Origin of the sequence: Mycobacterium mantenii (assembly GCF_001667865.1) — a bacterium.
GTDB classification, from domain to species: domain Bacteria; phylum Actinomycetota; class Actinomycetes; order Mycobacteriales; family Mycobacteriaceae; genus Mycobacterium; species Mycobacterium mantenii_A.
In genome coordinates, this window is record NZ_LZJP01000126.1 from 118,709 (window position 1) to 142,867 (window position 24,159).

Sequence of the window (24,159 nt, forward strand, 5' to 3'; positions counted from 1 at the left end):
GCGGCGAAGCAACCCGAGGGGTGGGTAAATGAAGCTACGACCGCCCCATTAGGAGAGCTGGTCAAGGCGTAACGGCATCGCTATATCAAGCCAATTGTTTTGCCCGCAGGCACCGCTCGGGCCGACCGTCTTGTCCTTGCCCGAGAGGACTCGCGACCCGACCTGGAATCCACCATTGTCGTTCACCGGGTAGAAAAAGAAGGTCTGTATCCCGGGGAACGCGGTACCGTCCTCACACCGCTCCCAGTTCGGTACTTCGCGCCTCACCTTCCACATCTCCCCATCTTTCATATAGAGGGGAGCGCTCCAGCCTTGGTCGCTCGCCACCGTGCCATGGCATTCCATGGTCGACTCGCACGTCGAACTGATCGTCCACGTTTGGTAGACCGTCGGTTCGCCGAAGTACTGGTCATTTCTCTGGGCCCAATCCCCAATGGACGTGACGCGGAAAGTCCCGTTGATCGCCACGTCTTCCTTGGTTATCGCCTGGGCCGTGGATGCAGTGCTCAAACCGCCGAATGCAAGGGCAGCCACCAGCGTTGCGGTGGTGAGTGTTTTGGCTGAACGCATCAGGTGCTCCTCGAACCGCGGAATCCGAGAGTGCCTACGGCACCTTTTCGCCGTCGGTTGCGGCGCTCTCGAGCGATGACGTTACACCGCTTCGGGCCGCCGGTTAACGGTTAGGACAAGATCTGCCGCGCTCATCCGGCTGGGTCGAATTTCGCGATCAGCCAGGAGCCGTTGACTTTTGACAGCGTGACCAGGACGCTGCTCTGCGTGTTCTCGGGATCCTTCTTGTGCACGCTTTTCGTGATCTGGTCGACGAAAACCAGCACGACGGCCGAATCGGGATGCAATTCCGAGACTGCGGCCCGAATCACCTTGGCGGACGCGGTCAGTTGACCCTTCTGCGCGGTCGGCGCGACGACATCGTCGCTGAATTTGCTGTAATAGGTCAGAAGGCCGCCGGTGAGATGTGCTTTCGCGTTGCTGAAATCGCGGTTCAAATGGTCGTAGGAATACGACAACACCGCAACGGCGCCATCTGACGCCGCCTGGATCGCCCGGTGCCTCGCCGCGTCGCCGACCTGCTGATCCGGCCGGTACAGGATGAAGTACACGCCGGCAGCGACTCCCACTGCGGCAACAACCAACGTTGTCGCGACGATCGAACGCCACCTAGCCGAATAGTGGCGGCCCCAGCGCCGAATCGCTGCCAGTCGGCGCAAGCGTGCCGATCCGTCGCCGCCGGGTGGCTTCCCGTCCTCGTCCACGGGTGAAGTCTGGGCGCCGTCAATCGCCTTTTCGGTGCCGTCCAGCGACGAGCCAGGTTCGACAGTCATCGCAGGAAATCAACTTTCGACATCTTGAGCTGGCCGCCGTCACGGTCCATATTGACGCTGAGCCGAAACAAGGCCGGTGGCGGTTTGGCGTTATCCGGCCCAATGGGATCGGTTTTCGCCGCCACAAGCACGACTCCCGAATTGTCGCTGAACGACTGGACGGCGACGCCTTCGATGGTGACCTTGGTGCCGACCTTGGTCTCCTCGGCTTTCTGGACCATCAGGGTCGACAGCACGGATAGCTGGTCCTTCTGGTCGCCCGTGGAGGCATCGATGGTGCGCTGGACGCTCTCCTTGGCATGCTCGGGGTCAATCGACATGAAAGCCGTGATCCCTTGCCTGGCGGCCGCACTGAACTCCGCGGCGAGTTGGCGATTATGCACTGCGGCGTGGTGCTGCCACAGCATGTAGCCGCTCGCGGCGACAGAAGTGGAGAAGAGCACGATGCCGATGCCGGCGGCTACAGTCTTCCGCCTTGGGCGCCGGAGCCACCGTGGCCGCCTGGGACGCCGCGGCAAACGAAGCCGTCTTCGGGCCGACGTCGCGTGTCGCTGCTCGACGCCCTGGTCGTTGTCCTCCACGTCCCCCGTATCGGCTACCCTGCGCAGGCTTTCCAGGCGTGCCCGAGCCGCCTCGGCGCGCGCTTCAGCCTTGGCAACTTCGTCTTCCTGGTCCCCTTTTGACGCGGCCGCTACGTCGCCGCTGTCGGCTCCTGGGCTTGACTGTGGCTCGTTGGGATCGGTCACATCCCTGGGGTCACCACAATCGTCGGCGTCGGGCCCCTCCGGATCGTGCACGGAGAAGCAGCTTATCACTCCGACCTAAGCTCAACGCCTCACCGGACGGCCGCCTCAGTGCCCCTAACATGCGGAAATACCCGCTCGCCGGGGACGCGGTCGAGAGGCGTTCGGGATGGCCCGGCGCCTGCTACCGGTCGGTCGAGGTGATGTTCTCCAACCAGGAGAATTTTCCTTCCAGGTGTGGCAGAGTAATCGGGTGCGATCAATCGTGGCTCTGGTTGCCGCGTTGCTTGGCGCCGGTGTGGTGGCGGCGCCGCCAGCCACGGCCGGGCCGACCGTCTGCGACTACCCCGCCTGCACCCCGGGCATCATGCCCCATCAGGTCCTGGGTGCGCCGTGTGACAACACCACGTACTACGCCTTCGGTGTCGCCGACGGATACGTTTCCTTCGCCTCGGAGCCCGGACGGCTGATGTTCTGCGGCTCGCCGAGGCGATACCAGCCGCGATGGTTCCGCTCGCCTCCGATGGCGGGGGTCAAGGACGAGAATGCCGACTGCCAGAACTATCTGAACTACGTCGCGCAGGCGCCTGACGGTCTGTTCCTGATTTGTATTGCTCACGACGGCATATCGAGCTGGGTCCGCGCCGACACGTAGCCGCACTGTTCACTTAGGGGCCTCCCGGGGCAGACCGAGCAGGCGCCGGCTCAAATCGGTAACCCGTTCGAGCAACGTGTCGTCATCGATGTCGGCAACCAGCGGATGCATGACCGCGGTGCTGAGCGCGCCGGAGAACATGGCGGCTTCGATCCGCCCGTCTAGGCCCGCATCGCTCAGCAGGACCTGATACAAGCGGTCCATGAAAACCTGAAATGGCTTGTGCTCGGCCAGCAGCCGGACGACAACCGGATCGAATTGCAGCGTGCGCACCAACCGGCGGTCGCGCACGGCCATCTCAACCACGCCCACTAACAACGCATCTCGTGCTTGAGGCCCGTCGTCGTACGCTTCGGCCGCCTCGAGCGCCGGCTCGAGCCGGCCGAGTTCGCGCTCGGTCACGGCGATGACGATCTGCTCTTTGGTCCGAAATTGATGGTAGACAGCAGCTTTCGTAATGCCGACGGCGTCGGCGATCATCTGCAGCGACGTACCGCTGACACCGTGTGTGGCGAACAGGTCCAACGCGGCATCGAGTACCCGGGTCCGGGCAGCGCTGTGCTCGATCAGCCAGAATTGCCCACCGGTGACCGGCTGTCGTGCTGTTCCCACGCACCGAGACTAGACCACGCTATTGACCGTGGCTAGCCGATCGGCTAGCTTCGCTCACTAGCCGAGTTCTGGCGGCGCTTTTCGTGCGGGGAAGGAGTACCGATGTCCGACGTCGGTGGAAACGAGGCAGGCGGTCGCCAATCCGCGCGAACCGCGCCGCGGCGGACCGACGGCGAGCTGATCCTGCTCTGGACGCTGCCGGCGGCGCTGATCTTGTGGATCGCGTCCTTCTTCCTGTTCCCGGGATTCAACCCGCCGATGTCTCCCACCATGCCCGCGGAGCAGGTAGCAGCCTTCTACCGCGATCCGTCGCACATTCCTCAGATCCGTTCCAGCATGATCCTGTTCAACTGGTTCGGGGTGTGCCTCGTGCCGATCCTGGCCCTGATCGTGCTGCAGATCCGCCGCATGGCGCACCGGACGCCGATCTTCTCCTACGCGATGCTGGGGTGCGCGGCCGGCGGCCCGACGCTGTTTCTTATCGCCAACGTCTGCTGGCTGCTGGCCGCCTTTCGCCCGGAGCGCAGCCCCGAGTTGACCCAACTGCTCAACGATCTCGGCTGGATGACCTTCACCATCTTGGTGCCGTTCCTGATCGGGCAAAGCGTGATCCTGGCCGTGGCAATCTATTTCGACGATCAACCGCGCCGGGTATTCAGTCGTTGGGTGGCCCACTTCAACCTCGTGGTGGCGGCCGCTCTGGTACCCGCGGCTTTTGTCGGAGTCTCGTTGACCGGCCCGCTGGCGTGGGACGGCTTCCTGTCGTTCTGGGTGAAGAACGTCGCCATCGCGGTCTGGATCGTCGTGATGGGCGTCGTGCTGGGGCAGTCCATCTACCGGGAGCGGGCCGAAAACCAAAGGCGTGCAGAAGAAGTGATCGCCGCATGAGCGCGGTGATCACCCCACCGACTGCGCCGACCACGCCCCCGTCGGGGCCGTTGTATCGTCGGATCGGGTGGCACCTATGGCGCGGCCCCAAGCGCGAGCTCTGGCTGGCCTGGGCGGCACTGCTGTTCTTCTACAACCTGTTCTTCCCGATGTTCTTCATCGTGGCACAAGTCCAGCCCCCGCCGGAACCCACCTGGGACCTCGCCACGCAGGTGCACTGGTTCTCCGAACGCCACCTGGGGATACCGGTTGGTTTCGGCATCATCTTCGCCATCAGCGGCTTGATCGCCACCAACAACGCCCTCATCGCGTATTCCATGCGGCGCATGTCCGTCAGCCGCGCGTTCGCCTACTCGTATCTGCTCATCTACTCGCTCAGCGCGGTTCCCGGCATGCTGCTACTCAACATCGCGCTGATCGTCGGCACAATGCGACCGGACCGCGACCCCCGGCTGATCGGTTGGCTCTATGACTTCGCCTTCCTGTCCTTTGACGGGACCATGGGAGTGTTCCTGATCGGCTCGCTGATCTGGATGGTGGCGATCCTGCTCGACAAGAATCGCGTGTTCCCCAAATGGTTCGGCTATCTCAACCTGTGCAATGCGCTGACCGAGGTCGTCGTCGCGCCCTGCTGGATCTTCCGGCGCGGCGTGTTCGCGTGGGATGGCGAGATCGCCTGGTGGCTGGACATGGTCGTGTTCGGCATCTACCAAGTCACCTTCATCGTCATGCTGTTTCAGATGATCCGCCGCGAAGACTTCGGGACCGGCGAGCTGCCGGTCCCGCCGCGCAGGAAGGCGGTTGCGCAGTGACCGGCATGGCCGACAAGCGCGGACGCGTCAGGGCGGTGCCGGGCCAACCCGACATGTGGGCCTTCGTTTTGTTCGAGACCCTGGTCTTCACAGCCTATTTCGGCTTCTACCTGTTTTCGCGGGGCCGCAATCCCGACCTCTTCCTGCAGTCGCAGGCGCACCTCGACCTGCGGGTCGGAGTCTTCAATACGCTGGTCCTATTGCTCAGCTCGTGGTCGGTGGCGCGGTGTGTCCAGTCGGCGCGCGCCGGCGCCTATCGGGCGGCTCTCAGGGATGTCTTCATCACGGCAGCGCTCGCCGTTGTGTTCCTTTTCCTCAAGGTGTTTGAGTGGGCCCGGTTGGTGCACGCGGGAAACGGCGTGGACAGCAACGACTTCTTCATGTACTACTTCTTTCTCACCGGAATCCACTTCGTGCACCTGCTGATCGGCTTCGTCGTCCTCGGCGTCATCGTCTACCAACTCCGCAGTCCGGTGCCCAGATCTCAGAGCTCCCAGGAACTTGTCGAAACCGGCGCAACGTATTGGCACACCGTCGATTTCCTTTGGGTGCTCATCTTTGCGCTGCTCTACGTGGTGAGGTGAGCAGTGAAATTCAACAAGAGACTGCTGGTTGTCTGGGTGACCCTGGCCGCGCTGACGCTGGGCTATCTGTGGATAGACCACTCCGCAGGGGGTCAAGCCGGTGCGCTGAAATCCAGCGCGGTGGTCACGTCGAGCGTCATCGTCATCGCACTAGTCAAGGTGCGCATTATCTTTCGCGAGTTCATGGAGGTTCGAGCCGCCCCGGTCCTGCTGTGCCGGCTCACCGACGCGTGGGTGGTGCTGATCGGCGCCGTGTTACTCGGCTGCTACTTCGTCGGCATGCAGGTCCGGTAGCGCTCGCGGGCGAGAAACCCTATGCCACCGGCGCGATCGCGTCCGCGGTGGTGAACGACAGGTGCAGTTCGCTCAGGCCGCGCAGGATGTACGTCGGCTCATAGGTGTAGCGACGCTCGGCGGCAGGCCCGTGATGGGCTTCGTTGATCTCGATCTGCGGCATCCGGTCCAGGATCCGCTCGATCGAGACACGGCCCTCGACGCGGGCGAGCGGGCCGCCGGGGCAGGAGTGCACGCCGCGGGCGAACGCCATGTGTTCGCGAACGTTCTTGCGGCGCAGGTCGAACTCGTGCGGGTTCTCGAACCGGCGCGGGTCGCGGTTGGCCGCCCCCGGCAGGATCATCACCACGGTGCCCGCGGGGATGTCGACACCGCCAATGGTGGTTGCCTTGCGGGCCAGCCGCGAGTCGCTCTTGACGGGGCTGTCCATGCGCAGCGATTCCTCGATGAACCCGGGAATGAGACTGCGGTCTTCACGCAACTGTTGCTGGATGTCGGGCCGGTCACCGAGCACCTGCAGGGCGGCGCTGAGCAACTTGGCCGTGGTCTCCTGGCCGGCGGCGAAGAGGAACGTCGCCGAGCGGACCACCTCGATCACCGGGGGCGTCGATCCGTCCGGATACTTCGCTTCCGCCAGGTAAGTCAGTACGTCGCCACGTGGGTCACGCCGCCGATCCTCGATGTAGTTGCAAAACTTGTCGTCGAGCCACTCCAGCGGATTGATGCCGACGGACTCGTGGTCCAGGGCACCCACTCGCGCTTCGGGTCGGTCGGCGCCCAAGACCTTACGGAACTCCTTGTGGTCTTCTTCCGGGACGCCGAGCAGGTCGGCGATCACCAAGGTGGCGAACGGCTTTGAGTATTCGGCGATGAACTCACACTCGCCGTTCTGCAAGAACTCGTCGAGCTGACGGTCGGCGAGGCGCCACATGAACTCCTCGTTCTGCTTCAGCCGGCTCGGAGTCAACAGCTTGGCGAGCACCGACCGGGCCTTGGTGTGGTCCGGCGGATCCATCGTGACCATGTGCTCGTTCATCGGGAAGGAGCTGCGATGCGCATCGATCTGCGGGCTGATGTCGTCGCCTTCGGGCGTGAACGGCAGCGGCGGGAAGGGCCCGCCTAGGGCGACGATGTTGGAGAACGTGTCCGGGTCCTTGTAGATCTCGCAGGCTTCGTCGTAGCCGGTGACCGCGATGACGCCGTAGTGCGGAAGGCGCAACACCGGGTTTTGACTGCGCAGGTAGTCGAAGTACGGGTGCGGATCTGGGACCAGTGACGGATCGGTGAAGAAGTCGATCGAGTCGTACGTGCTCATCGGAATGCGTCTCCCTGGGCTGGGTTTACCGGTGTTGTTCGGCGGCACCGCGATACCGCCGCCCGGTTACGAGATCGAAAATGTGCTGAGCACCTGCTTAGCATGGCGGTAATGTCAGGGTCAAGGTCGCAACGCCGCGCCACGATACGATCCGTGTAGTCGGCACGGGATGGCACACAGTACGGAGCAATGACATGACATCGGCCCGCAGAATCGGGGCACCGGACGCGAAAAATCGCGTTTTGCTGCTCGATGCAGCCGAGCAGCTGATGCTCGAGGAGGGCTATGCCGCGGTCACGTCGCGCCGCCTCGCGAACAAGGCCGGGCTGAAGCCTCAGCTGGTGCATTACTACTTCCGCACCATGGAAGAGCTGTTCCTGGAAGTCTTCCGTCGCCGGGCCGAAGAGGCGCTCGAAGCGCACGCGCAAATGCTGAAGTTGCCACAGCCGCTGTGGGCGCTGTGGAGATTCGGCACCGATCCCGCCTTCACGCGGATTTCCATGGAATTCATGGCACTGGCCAATCACCGCAAAGACATGCGGGCCGAAATCGCTTATTACGCAGAACGTTTTCGCGAAGAACAGCGCCAAGCAGTGGCGACGGCGCTGGAACGTTACGGCTCCAGGATTCAAGACGAGGGCCAGGACATCGACATCCCCCCGGTGGTGTGGACGGTGCTGATGAGCAGCCTGTCGCGCTTTCTGGTGCTCGAGCAGGCGATCGGCATGTCCGCCGGCCATGCCGAGACGCTGGAGTTGGTCGAGAACTACCTGCGGCGCCTGGAAGGCGAACCGCAGCCGATCGAGGGTGTGCCGGAGACCTGGCTGGTTCACCAGTTCCGCAACGAGCAGAGCACGCCCTTGGGGCCGTCCTTGGATACGACGACGGCCCCATCCACCGCCAGATCGCAGTGAAGTCCCGGCGTGCCGGGCTCTGTGCCCGTGCTCGCCACGACCATCGCGTAATGATCGGGGTCCGACATATCCAGATCGAAGCTCCACGGCTTGCCCGGGGCGAGGTCGATGTCGACGTGTGGTGTGAACGAGTAGGGGTTGTGGCTGTAGTCGGAAAATTTGTCCGGCTGGTGGTCCAGGTAATAGATGCTCGTATAGATCGGATTCTGCGCACTGACGGTGTACTTGACGTGATGCATGACCGGGTCGTCGGCGTGTGCGCGTCCGCTTCCCGTCAGCACGCCGGCCGCCGCCAATAGAGAAGCCAACGACACGATGGAGCCGACGTTCAGCAAGGTCCTGATACTGGTCATGACGCTCCTCCGGCTGCCGCGCGCGGTTTGGCGTTGCGGTTCATGACCCGTTCTGCGGCCTGCCAGTGCGGGTCAGCTACCCATAGTCGTGCGAAGGATGCTATCGCCTCCTCGGGGGAAACTCCGCGGATTACGCGCTTTACCTCGGCCGCCGGCCGGCGCGCCAGCGACCGTGCGACGGATCGCCATCCCTGGTCGGGCGAGTCGAAAACATCGCGGGGCACGACCTGGTCCACCAAACCGATGCGTTCGGCGTCGGCCGCGGTGAGGCTCTTTCCCGACCCGGCCAACAGCAGCGCGCGGCTCTTGCCGACCAGCGCGGCCAGCCGCTCGGCTCCGCCCCAGGCCGGCATGATCTCCAGCTGCACCTGGTTGAAGGCGATCTTGATGTCGTCGGCGGCCACCCTGATGTCGGCGGCGACAGCGACTTCGGCGCCGCCGCCGAACGCGTGGCCGTTGAGCGCGGCGATGACCGGGGCGGGGAAGTCTGCCAGCTGATCGCAGATGGACCGCATCCGTCGGGCCATGGCCGCGGCGTCCTCCTCGGTCCGCAGCGCGCTCAATTCCTTGAGGTCACCCCCGGAGACGAAGGCTTTGTCCCCGGCGCCCTTGATCACCAGCGCCTGCGCGTCCGCCGCAGCATCGAGCGCCTTCTCCAGCTGGTCCATGGTGTCCAGACCGATGGCGTTGCGCGCGTGCGGGCGGTCGATGGTGACCACCGCCAGCCCGTCGTCGATCTCCAGGTCCACCATGTGTTATCGCTCCTCGTAGGAACCCGATATTGGCATTCTCTTTTCGCGAGAATAACATCATCGCTGCAGGCCCAAGAACTTTCGTCAGCGAGGATGGAGGTGACTCGATGCGGAACCGAAGCGTGGTCGCCGTTGCGGTCCTGACCGTGGCCGTGGCCGCGGCGTGCACGTCGCGCCCACCCACCCAACTCGCCAGCACGGCATCGGTCACCGTGAACGGCATCGACCGGAATTTCCACATCGTGAAGTGCGGTCAGGTGGAGTGGACCCGGATGATCGACATCGGCAGCGATTTCTCCGGAGCCAAGGTGGTCATCAACGAGAGTGCGCAACCGGCGATCGCCGAGTCCGTACACATCCAGAACCTGGGTGGTTTCAGCGGGATGTACGCGCGGGGTGGTACCGGCAGTGCGGACATGAGCATCGCGGGTGACAAGTTCACCGTCTCCGGCACCGCCGAAGGCCAGAAGACGGACAAATCCGGCGAACCGGCGACCGCCACGTTCAAGATCGTCGTGAAGTGCTGACCTCGTCGAATCGGGGATCGGTGGGGGCACGTTGCGATTAGGCGCCTGTAGAGAATAGTATTCTCACAAATTGCAAAGGAGGATCTCATGGGCCAGTTGTCCCACAAGGTGGATGTCCCGTTCCCGATCTTTGACGCGGATAACCACCTCTACGAGCCGCCGGAGGCGCTGACCAAGTTCCTGCCCAAGGAGTACAAGGACTACGTCCAGTACGTGCAGATCAACGGTCGTACCAAGATCGCCATCCGGGGCCAGATCAGCAACTACATTCCCAACCCGACCTTTGAGGTCGTCGCCCGGCCGGGCGCCTGGGAGGAGTACTTCAAGTACGGCAACCCGGACGGCAAGACCAAGCGCGAGCTGTTCGGTGAGCCGATGCGCGCCATCCCGGCGTTCTTCGAGCCCGGCCCACGCCTGGAGACGATGAACGAGCTGGGCCTGGACAAGACGCTGATGTTCCCGACCTTGGCCAGCCTCCTGGAGGAGCGGCTGCGTGACGACCCGCTCGCCATCCACGTCCTGGTCCACGCGCTGAACGAGTGGCTGGACGAGGTCTGGGGCTTCAACTACCAGAACCGCATCTTCACCACACCCGTCATCACCTTGCCGATCGTCGAGAAGGCAATCGAGGAGCTGGAGTGGGCGGTCAAGCGCGGCGCCCGCGCCATCCTGGTTCGCCCGGCGCCGGTCCCCGGCTTCCGCGGTCCGCGGTCGTTCGCGGTGCCCGAGTTCGACCCGTTCTGGGAGCGGGTCGTTGAGCACGACGTGCTGGTCGGCATGCACTCCAGCGACAGCGGCTACTCCCGGTACACCTCGGAGTGGGACGGCGCCGACCAGGAGATGCTGCCCTTCCAGACCAACGCGATGGGCATCCTCAACGAGTGGCGGCCGATCCAGGACTCGGTGGGTTCGTGGGTGATTCACGGCGCGCTGTACCGCCACCCGAAGCTGAAGGTCGCGATCGTCGAGGCCGGTTCGAAGTGGATGACCCCGCTGCTGGACGGCCTGGCGGAGGTCTTCCGCAAGGCCCCGGAGGCGTTCCCGAGCGACCCGGTCGAGATGGTCAAGAGCCGGATTCACGTCAGCCCGTTCTTCGAGGACGGCATCGACGATCTGGTCAACCTGGTCGGTGTGGACCAGGTGCTCTACGGCTCGGACTGGCCGCACCCGGAGGGGCTGGCGGAGCCGACCTATTACATCGAGGCGCTGTCGCACCTGTCCACTGAGGACCAGGCGAAGATCATGGGCGGCAACCTCGGTCGACTCGTCACGGTGTGACGCCGGTCGGCGACGATGCAGAGCGCGAAGCGCGATGAGGAGGAGCCGGCCAATCGGACTGTCGGCGACGATGCAGAGCGCGAAGCGCGATGAGGAGGAGCCGGCCAATCGGATCTAGCCCAACCTGGCAGACCATCCCCGAGATGGTCTTGAGCGCGGCGGACCGGTTCGGCGACGCGGAAGCAGTCGTCGACGGTCCGCTGCGCTTCACTTTCACCGAGATCGTCGAGCGAATCCGTTGCGCCGCAGGCTCCTTCGCCGAATTGGGCATCGACAAGGGTGACCGCGTCGCCATCTGGGCGCCCAATTCGGCCGAGTGGATTATCGCGGCGTTCGGCTTGCTCACTGCGGGCGGTGTGCTCGTCCCGGTCAATACGCGGTTCAAGACCGAAGAAGCGGGCGACATCATCGCCCGCAGCGGCGTCAAGGCCGTCCTGGTGCAAAAGGGGTTCCTAAACCAGGACTACACCGCGCCCGCCGGGGTGCCGGTCATCGATCTGAAGTCCGACTTCCTTTCCAGCGGTTCACCATTCGAGCGGACGGTGAGCGGCACCGACACCTCGGACATCATCTTCACCTCGGGCACGACCGGGCGCCCCAAGGGCGCGATGCTCAGCCACGGCCAAACGCTGCGCATGTACGAGGAGTGGGCGACGCTCGCGGACCTGCGCGAGGGCGACCGCTACTTGCAGATCAACCCGTATTTCCACACGTTCGGCCTGAAGGCGGGTCTGGTCACCTCCTTCCTGCGCGGGGCGACGATGCTGCCCGTCGCGGTGTTCGACGTCGACACCGTGGTGGATCTCATTGAACGCGAACGCATTACGATGCTTCCCGGCCCGCCGACGCTGTACCATTCGCTGCTGATGGTCAACGACAAGTCCAAGCTGTCGTCCTTGCGTGCGGGGGTGACCGGCGCCGCCGACATTCCCGTCGAACTTGTGCGCCGCATCCGTGACGAACTGCCGTTCCAGACGCTGATGACGGGTTACGGGCTGACCGAGGCCGGCAACGTCACCCTGTCCCTGCCCGGCGATTCCCCGCAGGACGTCGCCACCACGGCGGGTGTGCCCTGCGACGGGGTCGAGGTGCGCATCGCCGACGACGGCGAGGTGCTGGTCCGCGGCTACGGAGTCATGAAGGGGTATCTCGACGAACCGGAGGCCACCGCCCAAGCGATCGACGGGGAAGGCTGGCTGCACACCGGAGACCTGGGGGACTTCACCGAGACCGGGCGGCTGCGCATCGTCGGCCGGAAAAAGGACATGTTCATCGTCGGCGGATTCAACGCCTACCCGGCCGAGATCGAAGGCTTCCTGCTCAAACACCCGGCCGTCGCCCAGGCGGCCGTCATCGGCGTCCCCGATGAACGGATGGGCCAAGTGGGCAAAGCGTTTGTGGTCCGCAAAGGTGACGTCGCCGCCGACGAATTGATCGACTGGTGCCGTGACCGCATGGCCGGATTCAAAGTGCCGCGCACGGTAGAGTTCCTTGATTCACTCCCACTCAACGCGACCGGGAAAGTGATGAAGGACCAACTTCGATGAACAACGGCGACATCCATTCGATGGTGATCGCGTCCGACTACCGTGTCCCGGACCCGACCCGGGTGTGGCCGCTGCTGGAACGCAATAAAGCCGCCCTGGCCGATATCGGCGCGCACCACGTGCTGGTCTACACCTCAACCCACGACCACGGCCGCGTGCTGGTGATGATCGGCGTCCACAGTCGTGAGCCCATCGTGGAGCTGCTGCGCTCCCGGGTCTTCTTCGACTGGTTCGACGAGGCCGGCGTCGACGACATCCCCGCGGTCTTCGCCGGCGAGATCGTCGACAGGTTCATCGCGCAGCCGCAGCAAGACCCAGCGGCGCCCGGCGTCGTGGTGGCCACCATCGCGTCCGTCAACGACGTCTCCCTGCTGACCTCCGAAGTCAGCACGGCGATCGACAGATTCACCACGGCCGGCATCCGAAAGACGTGGGTATTCCAGGCTTTCGACGACGACCACGAAGTACTGATCCTGCAGGAGTTGCCCGACGAGGAAAGCGCGCGGCGCTGGATCGACCACCCCGATGCCGCGGCGCAGTGGATGTCGGGGGCGGGCATCGGCGCCTACCCGCCCGTGTTCGTCGGCCGATTCTTCGACATGATGCGCATCGAGGCGGACTGAGGATTCGCCGTTGTACGTGTGCCTGTGTAACGGGGTCACCAGTCACGCCGTGACCGAGGCGGTTTCGTGCGGGGCGTCGACGACGAAGGAAGTCGCCCAGGCCTGCGGAGCGGGCGCCGACTGCGGTCGCTGCCGGCGGACCGTGCAGGCCATACTGCGATCGTCGACCCCGGATCGGAACCCGAACTCGCGCTAGATCCCTCAGCGCCGCGGGCTGCCGTCCGGTGACGTCGGCCGGACGAGTTCGACGAGCAGGTTGGGGATTTCGAGCCGTGGCAACATCACCTCGACGAACACCATGCGGTCCTGGTGCTCCGCGGCGGCGGTCAGGGCGTCGTCGAGCTCGCCGTAGGTCTGGACCCGGAACGCCAGGTGGTCGGTGACGCCCAGCGCGTGCGGCACGTCCGTCCACTTCCAATTGACGATGTCGTTGTACGGCGCGGTCGCGCCGTGAATCGCCCGTTCGACGGTGTAGCCGTCGTTGTTCACCACCACGATGACGGGGGAGAGGCCCTCGCGCGAAAAGGTGCCGAGCTCTTGGACGGTCAATTGCGCGGCGCCGTCCCCGATGAGCAACACGGTCCTGCGCTCCGGATGCGCCACCGCCGCCCCGAGCGCGGCGGGCAACGTGTAACCGATTGAGCCCCATAGTGGTTGACCGATGAAGGTGACTCCCTGCGGCAGCCGATGGTCGGCCATGCCGTAGAAGGAGGTGCCCTGGTCGGCGAGCACCACGTTGCCCGGTGTGAGGGCGACACACAGGCGGTTCCACAACATCTTCTGCGTCAGCGGTTGGTCGCGCGGCGGGGGCGGCGGCAGTGGCTCGGCCGGCGGCGACACCACCGCAGGCGAAGAGATGCCGCGGCGGACGAGGATCGTGGCCAGCGATTCCAGCGCGGCGCCCATCTCCAACGGCGCGAACACTTCTCCGGCCACACTGCTCTGATACTGGCCGACGTCGATGGTCCGGGCCGGGTCGATCCGCTGGCTGAAGAAGCCGCTGACCATGTCGGTGAACACCACGCCGGCGGTGACCAACACGGGCGCCCCTTCGATCGCGGCGCGCACCGCCGGCGCGCTGGCGGACCCCGCGTAGATGCCCAGGTAGTTCGGCGAACTCTCGTCGAGCAGGCTCTTTCCCCACATCAACGTGGCGTGCGGCACCACGTCGGCCGCCAGCAGCGCCTCGAGTTCCTTGATCGCCTGCAGCCGGTGCACCAGCAAGTCGGCGAGCACGGTGAGCTGATGGTCGCCGATGAGTTCGGTCGCGGCCTCGACGAACATCGCCAGCGCGCGCGGACTGGTGCCGCCGGTGTAGCGGGGCAACGGCGACTGCGGCGGCTCGGTGGGGAAGCGCGCCACGTCGGTGGACAGCAGGATGTATCCGGGACGCTTCTGCTCGCGCACCTCGGACAGCACCCGATCGATCTCGCGGCGGGCCGTCGCGGGCATCAAATTGGCTTGGGCGCAAGTGATTTCGCGGCTGACCCGGAAGAAGTGCTCGAAGTCGCCGTCGCCGAGCGAATGGTGCAGCGCCCGGCGGGTGCCCTGGGCATCCTTGGACGGGCCGCCCACGATGTGCACGACGGGAACCTGCTCGGCATAACTGCCCGCGATCGCGTTGGCCGCGGAGAGCTCACCGACGCCGAATGTCGTTACCAAGGCCGACATTCCGCGCAGCCGCCCATACCCGTCGGCCGCGTATCCCGCGTTGAGCTCGTTGGCGTTGCCGACCCAGCGAATGCTGGGGTGGGCGATGACGTGGTCGAGGAATTCCAGGTTGTAATCACCGGGAACGCCGAAGATCTCCGAAACGCCGAGCTCGGCGAGACGGTCCAACAGGTAGTCACCGACGGTGTATGCGGGCTCGGTCGCGGCATCAGTCACAGGCACGACGGTACGCTCGGTCGAATCCGTTCCGGGTGAGACGCCGTGCCAGTATCGTGCGGGCCATGGCACTCAAAGAATCCCGCGACATCGTCATCGAAGCCAGTCCGGAGGAGATTCTGGACGTCATCGCCGACTTCGAAGCGATGCCCGAATGGTCGGAGCCGCACCAGAGTGCGGAGGTCCTCGACACCGGCGACGACGGGCGTCCCCGCCAAGTGAGGATGAAGGTGAAGGTCGCCGGGATCACCGATGAACAGGTGGTCGCCTACACGTGGGGCGACGACTTTGTGAGCTGGAAGCTGGTCAGCTCCTCGCAGCAGAAGGCGCAGGACGGGAAGTACACGCTGATACCGCAGGGTGACGGGACCCTGGTCAAGTTCGAGCTTCTCGCGGACCCGAACGTGCCGCTGCCCGGCTTCGTGCTCAAGCGTGCCGTCAAGGGAACGATCGATTCGGCGACCAAGGCGCTGCGCGACCGGGTGCTCAAGGTGAAGAAGGGCAAGTAGCCAGGTGAGCGGTGGCGGGCCGCTGGCCGGGGTGAGGGTCATCGAACTCGGCGGCATCGGGCCGGGGCCGCACGCCGGAATGCTGCTCGCCGATCTGGGTGCAGACGTGGTGCGGGTGCGCCGGCCAGCGGGCGGGCTCGTAGCGATCGCAAGCGCGGCGAAGCCGGGCGAAGCGGGTCGCCACCAAACAGGCGTGAGCATGCCGGCCGAGGACCGCGACCTGCTGCACCGCGGCAAGCGGATCGTCGACCTGGACGTCAAGGCGCAGCCTCAGACGCTGCTCGGCCTGGCCGCCAAGGCCGACGTGCTGCTGGACTGCTTTCGGCCCGGCACCTGCGAGCGACTCGGCATCGGGCCGGACGACTGCGCGGCGGTCAACCCGCGGCTGATCTACGCGCGGATGACCGGCTGGGGACAGGACGGGCCGCTGGCGCCGACCGCCGGTCACGACATCAACTACCTGGCGCAGACCGGTGCGCTGTCGGCGCTGGGCTACGCCGACCGGCCACCGACGCCGCCGCTGAACCTGGTCGCCGACTTCGGTGGCGGCTCCATGCTGGTGGTGATCGGCATCGCGGTCGCCCTCTACGAACGGGAAAGTTCGGGCCAGGGGCAGGTCATCGACGCGGCAATGGTCGACGGGGTCAGCCTGCTGGCCCAGATGATGTGGACCATGAAGTCCACTGGCGCACTGCGCGACCGGCGCGAATCGTTTCTGCTCGACGGCGGCGCCCCGTTCTACGGCTGCTACGAGACCGCCGACGGTAAATATGTCGCCGTCGGTGCCATCGAGCCACAATTCTTCGCGGCCTTGCTCAATGGGCTTGGTCTCTCACCCGACGACGTGCCCGCCCAACACGACAGAGCCTCTTACCCCCGGATGCGCGAGGTCTTCACCCGACGGTTCGCCAGCCGGGCGCGCGACGAATGGGCGCAGACGTTCGCCGGCGCCGATGCGTGTGTCACCCCGGTGCTGACGTGGAGCGAGGCCGCCGCCGACGAGCACTTGCGGGCGCGGTCCACGGTGATCACCGCACACGGGGCCGACCAGGCCGCGCCCGCCCCGCGCTTTTCGCGGACCCCGGCCGGACCGGTCGGAGGGCCGCCTGCGGCGACCACGCCGCTCAGCGAAATCAACTGGTAGGAAACTGTTTACGCCGAATCAGTCCGTTTCGAGGTCGGCGTTGCTAAGTTGATCCTCAGTGGCCGTAAAAGCATCACGGGAATTTGTCGTCAACGCGCCGCCAGAAGTGGTCATGGAGGCGCTGACAGACGTCGGCGTCCTGTCGTCCTGGTCGCCGCTGCACAAAAACATCGAAGTCATCGACCGGTATCCGGACGGCCGGCCCCACCACGTCAAGACCACCATCAAGATTCTCGGGCTGGTGGACAAAGAGGTCCTGGAATATCACTGGGGCCCCGATTGGGTTGTCTACGACGCCAAGGGAACCTCCCAGCAGCACGGGCAGCACGTCGAGTACACGCTCAAACCCGAAGGGGTCGACCAGACCCGGGTGCGATTCGACATCACCGTCGAACCCGGCCGGCCCATGCCCGCCTTCATCGTGCGGCGGGCCAGCGAAAGCGTTCTCGACGCGGCGGTCAAAGGATTGTGCGACTTGGTGAACCGCGGTTCGGCCGAGTCCGAATAGCCGGAATCGTCCGCGGTTTTCGCCTCCGCCGGCGGCGTCGCTGTTGTTAACTTATTAGCAGTGGCCGTTCAAGCATCGTCGGAAATCGTCCTTGACGCGCCTCCGGAGTTGATCATGGAGGCGCTGGCCGACATGGACGCCGTGCCCTCATGGTCGTCGGTGCATAAGCGGGTCGAAGTCGTCGACAAGCACCCCGACGGGCGACCGCACCACGTGAAGGTCACCATCGCGGTGACCGGCATCCACGACACGGAACTGCTCGAATACCACTGGGGGCCGGACTGGATGGTGTGGGACGCCCAGAAGACTGCTCAGCAACGTGGCCAGCACGGCGAGTACACGCTGACCAGGGAGGGCTACGACAAGACCAGGGTGCGGTTCGCCATCACCGTCGAACCGTGGGCGCCGCTGCCCGAGTTCTGGGTCAGCCGGGCCCGCAAGAAGATCCTCGATGCCGCGCTGGAGGGACTGCGTAAGCGCGTGATGGAGGGCTTCGAGCCTTCTACGTAGTCGACCGGTCACGCAGGGCGGCCAGTCGCCTGATCGCCTCGTCGAGGGTGTCATCGCGTTTACAGAAGGTGAAGCGCACCAGGTGATTCCACACGTCGGCGGGACCGTGTGTCGCGGCCGGGTCGCAGAAGGCCGACATCGGGATCGCGGCCACTCCAACCTTTTCCGGCAGCGCCGCGCAGAACGCGCTGCTGTCGTCGTAGCCCAGCGGACGCGGATCCGCGCACAGGAAGTACGTGCCGGCGCTGTCGTGGACCTCGAACCCGACGTCGATCAGCCCGGCGGCCAGTCGATCGCGCCGGGCCTGCAAGGTGGCACGCAGGCCGGCGACCCAGGCGTCCTCGGTCTCCAGCGCTAGGGCCACCGCCGGCTGGAACGGCGCGCCGCCGACATAGGTCAGATATTGTTTGGCCGCGCGCATCCCGGAAATGAGTTGTGCTGGGCCACAAGCCCATCCGATCTTCCAGCCGGTGCAGTTGAACATCTTGGCCGCGCTCGAGATCGTGATCGTCCGCTCGGCCATGCCGTCGAAGCCGGCCAGGGGAACGTGTTGCCGGCCGTCGAAGACCAGGTGCTCGTACACCTCATCGGTGATCACCAACAGGTCGGCGGCGACCGCGACCTCCGCGATGGCGGCCAGTTCGTCGGCGCTGAGCACTGTTCCGGTCGGGTTGTGCGGCGAGTTGACGATCAGCGCGCGGGTTCGTGGGGTCAGCGCTCGGCGCAGGGCGTCGGCGTCCAGCGCGAAGCCGCGGCCATGGGGGACCAGCGGCACGGCCACCCGCTGCGCGGAGGCCATCGCCACCACCGGCGAGTAGGAGTCGTAGAACGGCTCGATGAGCAGCACCTCGGAGCCGGGTTCGACCAGGCCCAGCACCGCCGCGGCGATGGCCTCGGTCGCGCCGACCGTCACCAGCACTTCGGTGTCGGGGTTGTACTCGATGCCGTAGCGGCGCTGCCGCTGGGCGGCGATCGCGTGGCGCAGCGGCGCGATGCCGATGCCCGGCGGGTATTGGTTGACGCCGTCGGCGATGGCCTCCTGGGCGGCCTTCAGCATGGCCGGGGGCCCGTCCTCGTCGGGAAACCCCTGGCCAAGGTTCACCGCTCCGATGCGTGCGGCCAGTGCCGACATCTCGGCGAACACCGTGGTCGCGTAGGGGCGCAGTCGCGACACCGTCATGGTGGACGAGCTTAGGCGGGGCGTGCGTCCGCGAACTGGGGGAACCGGCCGTCCGCGGGTGTCACGCCAGCGTGGCGCCAGGCCGCCGGAGTCACGCTGGCGTGACGTTCGAGCGCGTGGTGTGCCTCACTGGGGGGCCTGGACCTGCACCGTCTTGCCCAACCAACAGGTTGGCCGGGGCCCCCTGTTAGGGTGGTGCGGAACCTAGTCTTGAAGACGGATTCGAACCCAATTCGGAGAACAGGAAGTCGTCATGTCCGAAGAAGCTTTTATCTATGAGGCCATCCGCACCCCGCGGGGCAAGCAGCGCAACGGCTCGCTGAACGAGGTCAAGCCGCTCAACCTGGTCGTCGGCCTGGTCGACGAGCTCCGCCGACGCTACCCCGACCTCGACGAGAACCTGATCAGCGACATGATCCTGGGCGTCGTGTCCCCGGTCGGTGACCAGGGCGGCGACATCGCCCGCACCGCGGTGCTGGCGGCGGGCCTGCCCGAGACCACCGGCGGCGTGCAGCTCAACCGGTTCTGCGCGTCCGGCCTCGAGGCCGTCAACACCGCCGCCCAGAAGGTGCGGTCCGGCTGGGACGACCTGGTGCTCGCCGGCGGTGTCGAGTCGATGAGCCGCGTCCCGATGGGCTCCGACGGCGGCGCCTGGGCAACCGATCCCGAGACCAACTACCAGATCGGCTTCGTGCCCCAGGGCATCGGCGCCGACCTGATCGCCACCATCGAGGGCTTCTCCCGCGAGGACGTCGACCGCTACGCGCTGCGCTCACAGGAGAAGGCGGCGGCGGCGTGGTCGGGCGGTTACTTCGCCAAGTCGGTCGTGCCGGTGCGCGACCAGAACGGTCTGGTCATCCTCGACCACGACGAGCACATGCGACCCGACACCACCCTGGAGGGCCTGGGCAAGCTGAAGACTGCGTTCGACGGCATCGGTGAGATGGGCGGCTTCGACGACGTGGCGCTGACCAAGTACCACTACGTGGAGAAGATCAACCACGTCCACACCGGCGGCAACAGCTCCGGCATCGTCGACGGCGCCGCGCTGGTCCTGGTCGGTTCGGAAGCCGCGGGCAAGTCGCAGGGGCTGACCCCGCGGGCCCGCATCGTGGCCACCGCCACCAGCGGCTCGGACCCGGTCATCATGCTGACCGGCCCGACCCCGGCCACGCAGAAGGTGCTCGACCGTGCGGGCCTGACGGTCGACGACATCGATCTGTTCGAGCTCAACGAGGCGTTCGCGTCGGTGGTGCTGAAGTTCCAGAAGGACCTCAACATCCCGGACGAGAAGCTCAACGTCAACGGCGGCGCCATCGCGATGGGCCACCCGCTGGGCGCCACCGGCGCCATGATCACCGGCACCATGGTCGACGAGCTCGAGCGCCGCAACGCGCGTCGCGCCCTGATCACGCTGTGCATCGGCGGCGGCATGGGTGTCGCCACCATCATTGAGAGGGTTTAAGACCATGGCAGAGAACACCATTCAGTGGGACAAGGATGCCGACGGCATCGTCACGCTGACCCTGGACGACCCCACCGGGTCGGCCAACGTGATGAACGAGCACTACAGCGAGTCCATGCACAACGCGGTGGAACGCCTTGCCGCCGAGAAGGATTCGATCACCGGTGTGGTCATCACCAGTGCGAAGAAGACCTTCTTCGCCGGCGGTGACCTGAAGGGCATGATCAACCTCGGCCCGGAGAACGCCGGTGAGGCGTTCGACACCGTGGAGTCGGTCAAGCGCGACCTGCGTGCGCTGGAGACGCTGGGCAAGCCGGTGGTGGCCGCCATCAACGGCGCCGCGCTCGGCGGCGGCCTGGAGATCGCGCTGGCCTGTCACCACCGCATCGCCGCGGACGTCAAGGGCCTGGTCGTCGGCCTGCCCGAGGTCACGCTGGGCCTGCTGCCCGGTGGTGGCGGGGTGACCCGCACCGTGCGGATGTTCGGCATCCAGAACGCGTTCATGAACATCCTGTCGCAAGGCACCCGCTTCAAGCCGGACAAGGCCAAGGAGATCGGACTGGTCGACGAGCTCGTCGGCTCGGTCGAGGAACTGGTGCCCGCCGCCAAGGCGTGGATCAAGGCCAACCCCGACTCACACGAACAGCCTTGGGACAAAAAGGGTTACAAGATGCCCGGCGGCACCCCGTCCAGCCCCGCGCTGGCCGGCATCCTGCCGTCGTTCCCCGCTTTGCTGAAGAAGCAGCTCAAGGGCGCGCCGATGCCGGCGCCGCGGGCCATCCTGGACGCGGCCGTCGAGGGCGCGCAGGTGGACTTCGACACCGCCAGCCGCATCGAGAGCCGCTACTTCACCAAGCTGGTCACCGGCCAGGTCGCCAAGAACATGATCCAGGCGTTCTTCCTGGACCTGCAGCACATCAACGGCGGTGGGTCGCGGCCCGACGGCATCGAGCCGGTCAAGATCAACAAGATCGGTGTGCTGGGCGCGGGCATGATGGGTGCGGGCATCGCCTACGTCTCGGCCAAGGCCGGCTTCGACGTGGTGCTCAAGGACGTCAGCCTCGAGGCCGCCGAGAAGGGCAAGGGCTACTCGGAAAAGCTTGAGGCCAAGGCGCTTCAGCGTGGCAAGACCACCGAGGAGAAGAGCAAGGCGCTGCTGGACCGCATCACCCCGGCCGCCGACCCCGAGGCCTTCAAAGGCGTTGACTTCGTGATCGAGGCCGTGTTCGAGAACCAGGAACTCAAGCACAAGGTCTTCCAGGAGATCGAGGACATCGTCGAGCCCAACGCGTTGCTGGGCTCGAACACCTCGACGCTGCCGATCACCGGTCTGGCGACCGGCGTCAAGCGCCAGGAGGACTTCATCGGGATCCACTTCTTCTCTCCGGTCGACAAGATGCCGCTGGTCGAAATCATCAAGGGCGAGAAGACTTCTGACGAGGCGCTGGCCCGGGTGTTCGACTACACGCTGGCCATCGGCAAGACCCCGATCGTCGTCAACGACAGCCGCGGCTTCTTCACCAGCCGTGTCATCGGCACGTTCGTCAACGAGGCGCTGGCGATGCTGGGCGAGGGTGTGGAGCCGGCAAGCGTCGAGCACGCCGGCTCGCAGGCCGGCTACCCGGCACCGCCGCTGCAGCTGTCCGACGAGCTCAATCTGGAGCTGATGCATAAGATCGCCACCGCCACCCGCAAGGGCGTCGAGGACGCGGGCGGCACCTACGAGCCGCACCCGGCCGAGGCCGTCGTCGAGAAGATGATCGAGATCGGTCGTCCCTCGCGGCTCAAGGGCGCGGGCTTCTACGAGTACGAGGACGGCAAGCGGACCCGCTTGTGGCCGGGCCTGCGCGAGACGTTCAAGTCCGGTAGCGCGCAGATTCCGTTGCAGGACATGATCGATCGCATGCTGTTCGCCGAGGCGCTCGAGACGCAGAAGTGCCTGGACGAGGGCGTGCTGACGTCGACCGCCGACGCTAACATCGGGTCGATCATGGGCATCGGCTTCCCGCCGTACACCGGTGGTAGCGCGCAGTTCATCGTCGGCTACCAGGGTGCGGGCGGTATCGGCAAGGAAGCCTTCGTGGCCCGCGCCAAGGAATTGGCCGCCAAGTACGGCGACCGCTTCCTGCCGCCGGCGTCGCTGAGCTAAGTACACGCACGAGCGCGGAAGCCCCCGGAACAACGAGGTTTCGGGGGCTTCTTCGTGCGGTTGTCGCGAAAGGCTAACGGCGCCTTTGGAACAGGTAGTACCACGCCGGCGTCTTCTCGGCGCGGTCCAGCTCGCGTTCCGCGCCCGCCGACAACAGCGTCCAGCTCTGCGTGAATCGTCGTTCCATCTCGGCGCGGTCGACGCCGCGCACCCCGACCCGACCGCCCGGCACTAATGCGACGATCAGCAGCCGCGCCTCGGGTGCCGCCAGGGCGCTGATTTCGCGCACGTAGGCGTCGCGATCCGCGTCGCTCATGTTGTGCAGGCACCCGTTGTCGACGATCAACCCGAAGTCCGCGCCGATGCCGGCCCGACTCAGCTGCGTGACGTCGGCCTGGACGAAATCGACCGCGGCGCCGGCCGCGCCGGCCTTGGCCCTTGCCCGCTCAAGGGGTTTGGCCACAAAGTCGACCGCGGTGACCTGCCATCCGTGTTGGGCGAGATAAATGGAGCAGTCGCCGGTACCGCAGCCGACCTCCAGGGCCGCCCCGGCGGGCAGCGCGGCCGCGTCGGGGGTTCCCTCGACCAGATCCCGTACGCTCTGCGCGAGCGGATGACCATCCCACGGGGTGAAACCGATGCGGTAAAAGATCCGGAACAGCGTCTGTTTGGAAGCCATAGCTCACCCTAGGCCCTGGGGTCCCTATCGGGAGGCGGCCGCGATGCGGCGCCATTCCTCCCGCGGAAATGCCCGGGGATCGGCCAGCAGCACTTGGACGCAGACGTGGTCGGCGCCCGCGGAACGATGCTCGGCGACGCGGCGCATGATGGCGTCTTCATCGCCCCACGCGATGATCGCGTTGAAGAGCCGATCGCTCACCTGCGACAGGTCGTCTTCGGAGAACCCGCTGCGCAGCAGGTTGTTGGCGTAGTTGGGTAGGGCCAGATACGCCCGCAGCCAATCGGTTCCGATCTGGCGGGCCTCGTCGGCGCTGTCGGTCAGGATCACCGTCTGTTCGGGAAGCAGCAATGGGCCCCGACCCAAAGTCGCACGGGCAGAAGCGGTGTGCTCGGGCGTGACGAGGTACGGGTGGGCGCCTCCGGCGCGGGTAGCCGACAGCGTCAACATCTTCGGGCCGAGCGCGGCGAGCACCCGGCGCTCGGTGGGGACCGGCCGCGGCGCGGCGTCCAACCCGTCCAGGAACGACGCCGTAGCCGCCAGCGGCTTGCGGTATCGCCCGGGTTGGCCGGCATCGATCAGCGGCGCGTGGCTGACGCCGATTCCCAGCAGGAAGCGGTCACCGTGCTCGGCGGTCAGAGTCGCGTAGGATTCGGCGGTATCGGCGGGCGAATGCATCCACAGATTAAGGATTCCCGTGGCGATCACGGTCCGCTTGGTCGCGCCGAGCAGATGACCCACCGCGTCGAACACGGGCCCGCCGACATCGGGTATCCACAGCGCCGGAAAGCCCAGTTCGTCGAGTTCGGCTGCAGCCTCGGCGGATTCGGCGGGGTCGCCGTAACGCAGCTGACTGCTCCAGATTCCAACGCCGGTCAGTTCCATATG

Annotated in this window: 28 protein-coding genes; 17 read left to right on the forward strand and 11 right to left on the reverse strand. The window is 65.7% G+C overall.

Annotated elements, in window-relative coordinates:
* Positions 1 to 48 precede the first annotated feature (48 nt).
* The 3 genes from A5688_RS24335 to A5688_RS24345 all read right to left on the reverse strand — a co-directional run bounded on the left by A5688_RS24335 (position 49) and on the right by A5688_RS24345 (position 2,140).
* A complete protein-coding gene (locus A5688_RS24335; RefSeq protein ID WP_067832316.1) occupies positions 49 to 570 on the reverse strand; it encodes a hypothetical protein in 522 nt (173 codons plus the stop codon).
* Between the two features lie 131 nt (positions 571 to 701).
* Positions 702 to 1,343, reverse strand: a complete 642-nt coding sequence (locus tag A5688_RS24340; protein ID WP_067832318.1) for a hypothetical protein — start codon at positions 1,341 to 1,343, stop codon at positions 702 to 704.
* Entirely contained in the window at positions 1,340 to 2,140 is an 801-nt protein-coding gene (locus A5688_RS24345; RefSeq protein WP_067907563.1) for a hypothetical protein, read from the reverse strand. Before A5688_RS24345 ends, A5688_RS24340 begins: the two co-directional genes overlap by 4 nt.
* Before the next feature lie 211 nt (positions 2,141 to 2,351).
* Between A5688_RS24345 and A5688_RS24350 the strand changes: the two genes are divergently transcribed.
* Positions 2,352 to 2,741 (forward strand): hypothetical protein, encoded by a 390-nt coding sequence (locus tag A5688_RS24350; protein ID WP_067832320.1) that lies wholly within the window; start codon positions 2,352 to 2,354, stop codon positions 2,739 to 2,741.
* 9 nt (positions 2,742 to 2,750) lie between these two features.
* On the opposite strand, the gene A5688_RS24355 is transcribed toward A5688_RS24350, so the two are convergent.
* Positions 2,751 to 3,353, reverse strand: a complete 603-nt coding sequence (locus A5688_RS24355) for a TetR/AcrR family transcriptional regulator (protein ID WP_067907547.1) — start codon at positions 3,351 to 3,353, stop codon at positions 2,751 to 2,753.
* Positions 3,354 to 3,455: 102 nt separating this feature from the next.
* On the opposite strand from A5688_RS24355, the gene A5688_RS24360 reads away from it, so the two are divergent.
* From A5688_RS24360 to A5688_RS24375, 4 genes are read left to right on the forward strand one after another with little or no spacing between them, the layout of a single operon-like run.
* Positions 3,456 to 4,241 carry a hypothetical protein gene (locus A5688_RS24360; RefSeq protein WP_067907544.1) on the forward strand — a complete coding sequence of 262 codons (786 nt, stop codon included), beginning with the start codon at positions 3,456 to 3,458 and terminating at the stop codon, positions 4,239 to 4,241.
* Entirely contained in the window at positions 4,238 to 5,053 is an 816-nt protein-coding gene (locus tag A5688_RS24365; RefSeq protein WP_067907541.1) for a hypothetical protein, read from the forward strand. Before A5688_RS24360 ends, A5688_RS24365 begins: the two co-directional genes overlap by 4 nt.
* Entirely contained in the window at positions 5,050 to 5,637 is a 588-nt protein-coding gene (locus A5688_RS24370) for a cytochrome c oxidase subunit 3 family protein (RefSeq protein WP_067907538.1), read from the forward strand. The genes A5688_RS24365 and A5688_RS24370 overlap by 4 nt, the downstream gene beginning before the upstream one ends.
* Before the next feature lie 3 nt (positions 5,638 to 5,640).
* Positions 5,641 to 5,931 (forward strand): cytochrome C oxidase subunit IV family protein, encoded by a 291-nt coding sequence (locus tag A5688_RS24375; protein WP_067907535.1) that lies wholly within the window; start codon positions 5,641 to 5,643, stop codon positions 5,929 to 5,931.
* Positions 5,932 to 5,950: 19 nt separating this feature from the next.
* Here the strand turns inward: A5688_RS24375 and A5688_RS24380 are convergent, their stop codons facing one another.
* Complete coding sequence (locus A5688_RS24380; RefSeq protein WP_067907532.1) at positions 5,951 to 7,246, reverse strand: cytochrome P450; 1,296 nt, start codon at positions 7,244 to 7,246, stop codon at positions 5,951 to 5,953.
* A 194-nt stretch (positions 7,247 to 7,440) separates the two neighbouring features.
* Between A5688_RS24380 and A5688_RS24385 the strand changes: the two genes are divergently transcribed.
* Positions 7,441 to 8,160 (forward strand): TetR/AcrR family transcriptional regulator, encoded by a 720-nt coding sequence (locus A5688_RS24385; RefSeq protein ID WP_067832335.1) that lies wholly within the window; start codon positions 7,441 to 7,443, stop codon positions 8,158 to 8,160.
* Here the strand turns inward: A5688_RS24385 and A5688_RS27145 are convergent.
* Positions 8,076 to 8,441: a hypothetical protein gene (locus tag A5688_RS27145; RefSeq protein WP_082951162.1), complete on the reverse strand. Its 366-nt coding sequence runs from the start codon at positions 8,439 to 8,441 to the stop codon at positions 8,076 to 8,078. The genes A5688_RS24385 and A5688_RS27145 overlap by 85 nt on opposite strands.
* A 68-nt stretch (positions 8,442 to 8,509) precedes the next feature.
* Positions 8,510 to 9,265: an enoyl-CoA hydratase/isomerase family protein gene (locus A5688_RS24390; protein WP_067907526.1), complete on the reverse strand. Its 756-nt coding sequence runs from the start codon at positions 9,263 to 9,265 to the stop codon at positions 8,510 to 8,512.
* 107 nt (positions 9,266 to 9,372) lie between these two features.
* Here A5688_RS24390 and A5688_RS24395 point away from each other — a divergent pair, with 107 nt between their 5' ends.
* The 5 genes from A5688_RS24395 (at position 9,373) to A5688_RS27150 (ending at position 13,436) form a co-directional block, all read left to right on the forward strand.
* Positions 9,373 to 9,792 (forward strand): lipoprotein LpqH, encoded by a 420-nt coding sequence (locus A5688_RS24395; RefSeq protein WP_067907524.1) that lies wholly within the window; start codon positions 9,373 to 9,375, stop codon positions 9,790 to 9,792.
* Between the two features lie 87 nt (positions 9,793 to 9,879).
* Positions 9,880 to 11,070, forward strand: a complete 1,191-nt coding sequence (locus A5688_RS24400) for an amidohydrolase family protein (protein ID WP_067832343.1) — start codon at positions 9,880 to 9,882, stop codon at positions 11,068 to 11,070.
* Positions 11,071 to 11,213: 143 nt separating this feature from the next.
* The gene (locus A5688_RS24405; RefSeq protein WP_067907520.1) at positions 11,214 to 12,617 is read left to right on the forward strand and encodes a FadD3 family acyl-CoA ligase; all 1,404 of its coding nucleotides are present in this window, start codon (positions 11,214 to 11,216) and stop codon (positions 12,615 to 12,617) included.
* Complete coding sequence (locus tag A5688_RS24410; protein WP_067832347.1) at positions 12,614 to 13,240, forward strand: fatty-acid--CoA ligase; 627 nt, start codon at positions 12,614 to 12,616, stop codon at positions 13,238 to 13,240. Before A5688_RS24405 ends, A5688_RS24410 begins: the two co-directional genes overlap by 4 nt.
* Positions 13,241 to 13,250: 10 nt before the next feature.
* A complete protein-coding gene (locus A5688_RS27150) occupies positions 13,251 to 13,436 on the forward strand; it encodes a (2Fe-2S)-binding protein (RefSeq protein WP_082951159.1) in 186 nt (61 codons plus the stop codon).
* A gap of 5 nt (positions 13,437 to 13,441) precedes the next feature.
* On the opposite strand, the gene A5688_RS24415 is transcribed toward A5688_RS27150, so the two are convergent.
* Positions 13,442 to 15,127 carry an alpha-keto acid decarboxylase family protein gene (locus A5688_RS24415; protein WP_067832349.1) on the reverse strand — a complete coding sequence of 562 codons (1,686 nt, stop codon included), beginning with the start codon at positions 15,125 to 15,127 and terminating at the stop codon, positions 13,442 to 13,444.
* A gap of 65 nt (positions 15,128 to 15,192) precedes the next feature.
* On the opposite strand from A5688_RS24415, the gene A5688_RS24420 reads away from it, so the two are divergent.
* The 4 genes from A5688_RS24420 to A5688_RS24435 are packed head-to-tail and all read left to right on the forward strand — an operon-like array spanning position 15,193 to position 17,798.
* Complete coding sequence (locus tag A5688_RS24420; RefSeq protein WP_067832394.1) at positions 15,193 to 15,636, forward strand: SRPBCC family protein; 444 nt, start codon at positions 15,193 to 15,195, stop codon at positions 15,634 to 15,636.
* A 4-nt stretch (positions 15,637 to 15,640) separates the two neighbouring features.
* Positions 15,641 to 16,780 carry a CaiB/BaiF CoA transferase family protein gene (locus tag A5688_RS24425; RefSeq protein ID WP_067907517.1) on the forward strand — a complete coding sequence of 380 codons (1,140 nt, stop codon included), beginning with the start codon at positions 15,641 to 15,643 and terminating at the stop codon, positions 16,778 to 16,780.
* Between the two features lie 58 nt (positions 16,781 to 16,838).
* Complete coding sequence (locus tag A5688_RS24430; RefSeq protein ID WP_067832352.1) at positions 16,839 to 17,288, forward strand: SRPBCC family protein; 450 nt, start codon at positions 16,839 to 16,841, stop codon at positions 17,286 to 17,288.
* A 60-nt stretch (positions 17,289 to 17,348) separates the two neighbouring features.
* The gene (locus A5688_RS24435) at positions 17,349 to 17,798 is read left to right on the forward strand and encodes an SRPBCC family protein (RefSeq protein WP_067832353.1); all 450 of its coding nucleotides are present in this window, start codon (positions 17,349 to 17,351) and stop codon (positions 17,796 to 17,798) included.
* On the opposite strand, the gene A5688_RS24440 is transcribed toward A5688_RS24435, so the two are convergent.
* Complete coding sequence (locus A5688_RS24440) at positions 17,791 to 18,978, reverse strand: pyridoxal phosphate-dependent aminotransferase (RefSeq protein ID WP_067832355.1); 1,188 nt, start codon at positions 18,976 to 18,978, stop codon at positions 17,791 to 17,793. The genes A5688_RS24435 and A5688_RS24440 overlap by 8 nt on opposite strands.
* Positions 18,979 to 19,231: 253 nt before the next feature.
* Between A5688_RS24440 and A5688_RS24445 the strand changes: the two genes are divergently transcribed.
* Together A5688_RS24445 and A5688_RS24450 are read left to right on the forward strand one after the other, a co-directional pair.
* Complete coding sequence (locus A5688_RS24445; RefSeq protein WP_067832357.1) at positions 19,232 to 20,443, forward strand: acetyl-CoA C-acetyltransferase; 1,212 nt, start codon at positions 19,232 to 19,234, stop codon at positions 20,441 to 20,443.
* Positions 20,444 to 20,447: 4 nt separating this feature from the next.
* Positions 20,448 to 22,592, forward strand: a complete 2,145-nt coding sequence (locus tag A5688_RS24450; RefSeq protein WP_067832358.1) for a 3-hydroxyacyl-CoA dehydrogenase NAD-binding domain-containing protein — start codon at positions 20,448 to 20,450, stop codon at positions 22,590 to 22,592.
* A 73-nt stretch (positions 22,593 to 22,665) separates the two neighbouring features.
* On the opposite strand, the gene A5688_RS24455 is transcribed toward A5688_RS24450, so the two are convergent.
* The gene (locus tag A5688_RS24455) at positions 22,666 to 23,271 is read right to left on the reverse strand and encodes a class I SAM-dependent methyltransferase (protein ID WP_067907511.1); all 606 of its coding nucleotides are present in this window, start codon (positions 23,269 to 23,271) and stop codon (positions 22,666 to 22,668) included.
* 24 nt (positions 23,272 to 23,295) lie between these two features.
* Positions 23,296 to 24,156 (reverse strand): LLM class F420-dependent oxidoreductase, encoded by an 861-nt coding sequence (locus A5688_RS24460; RefSeq protein ID WP_067907508.1) that lies wholly within the window; start codon positions 24,154 to 24,156, stop codon positions 23,296 to 23,298.
* Between the last annotated feature and the right edge of the window lie 3 nt (positions 24,157 to 24,159).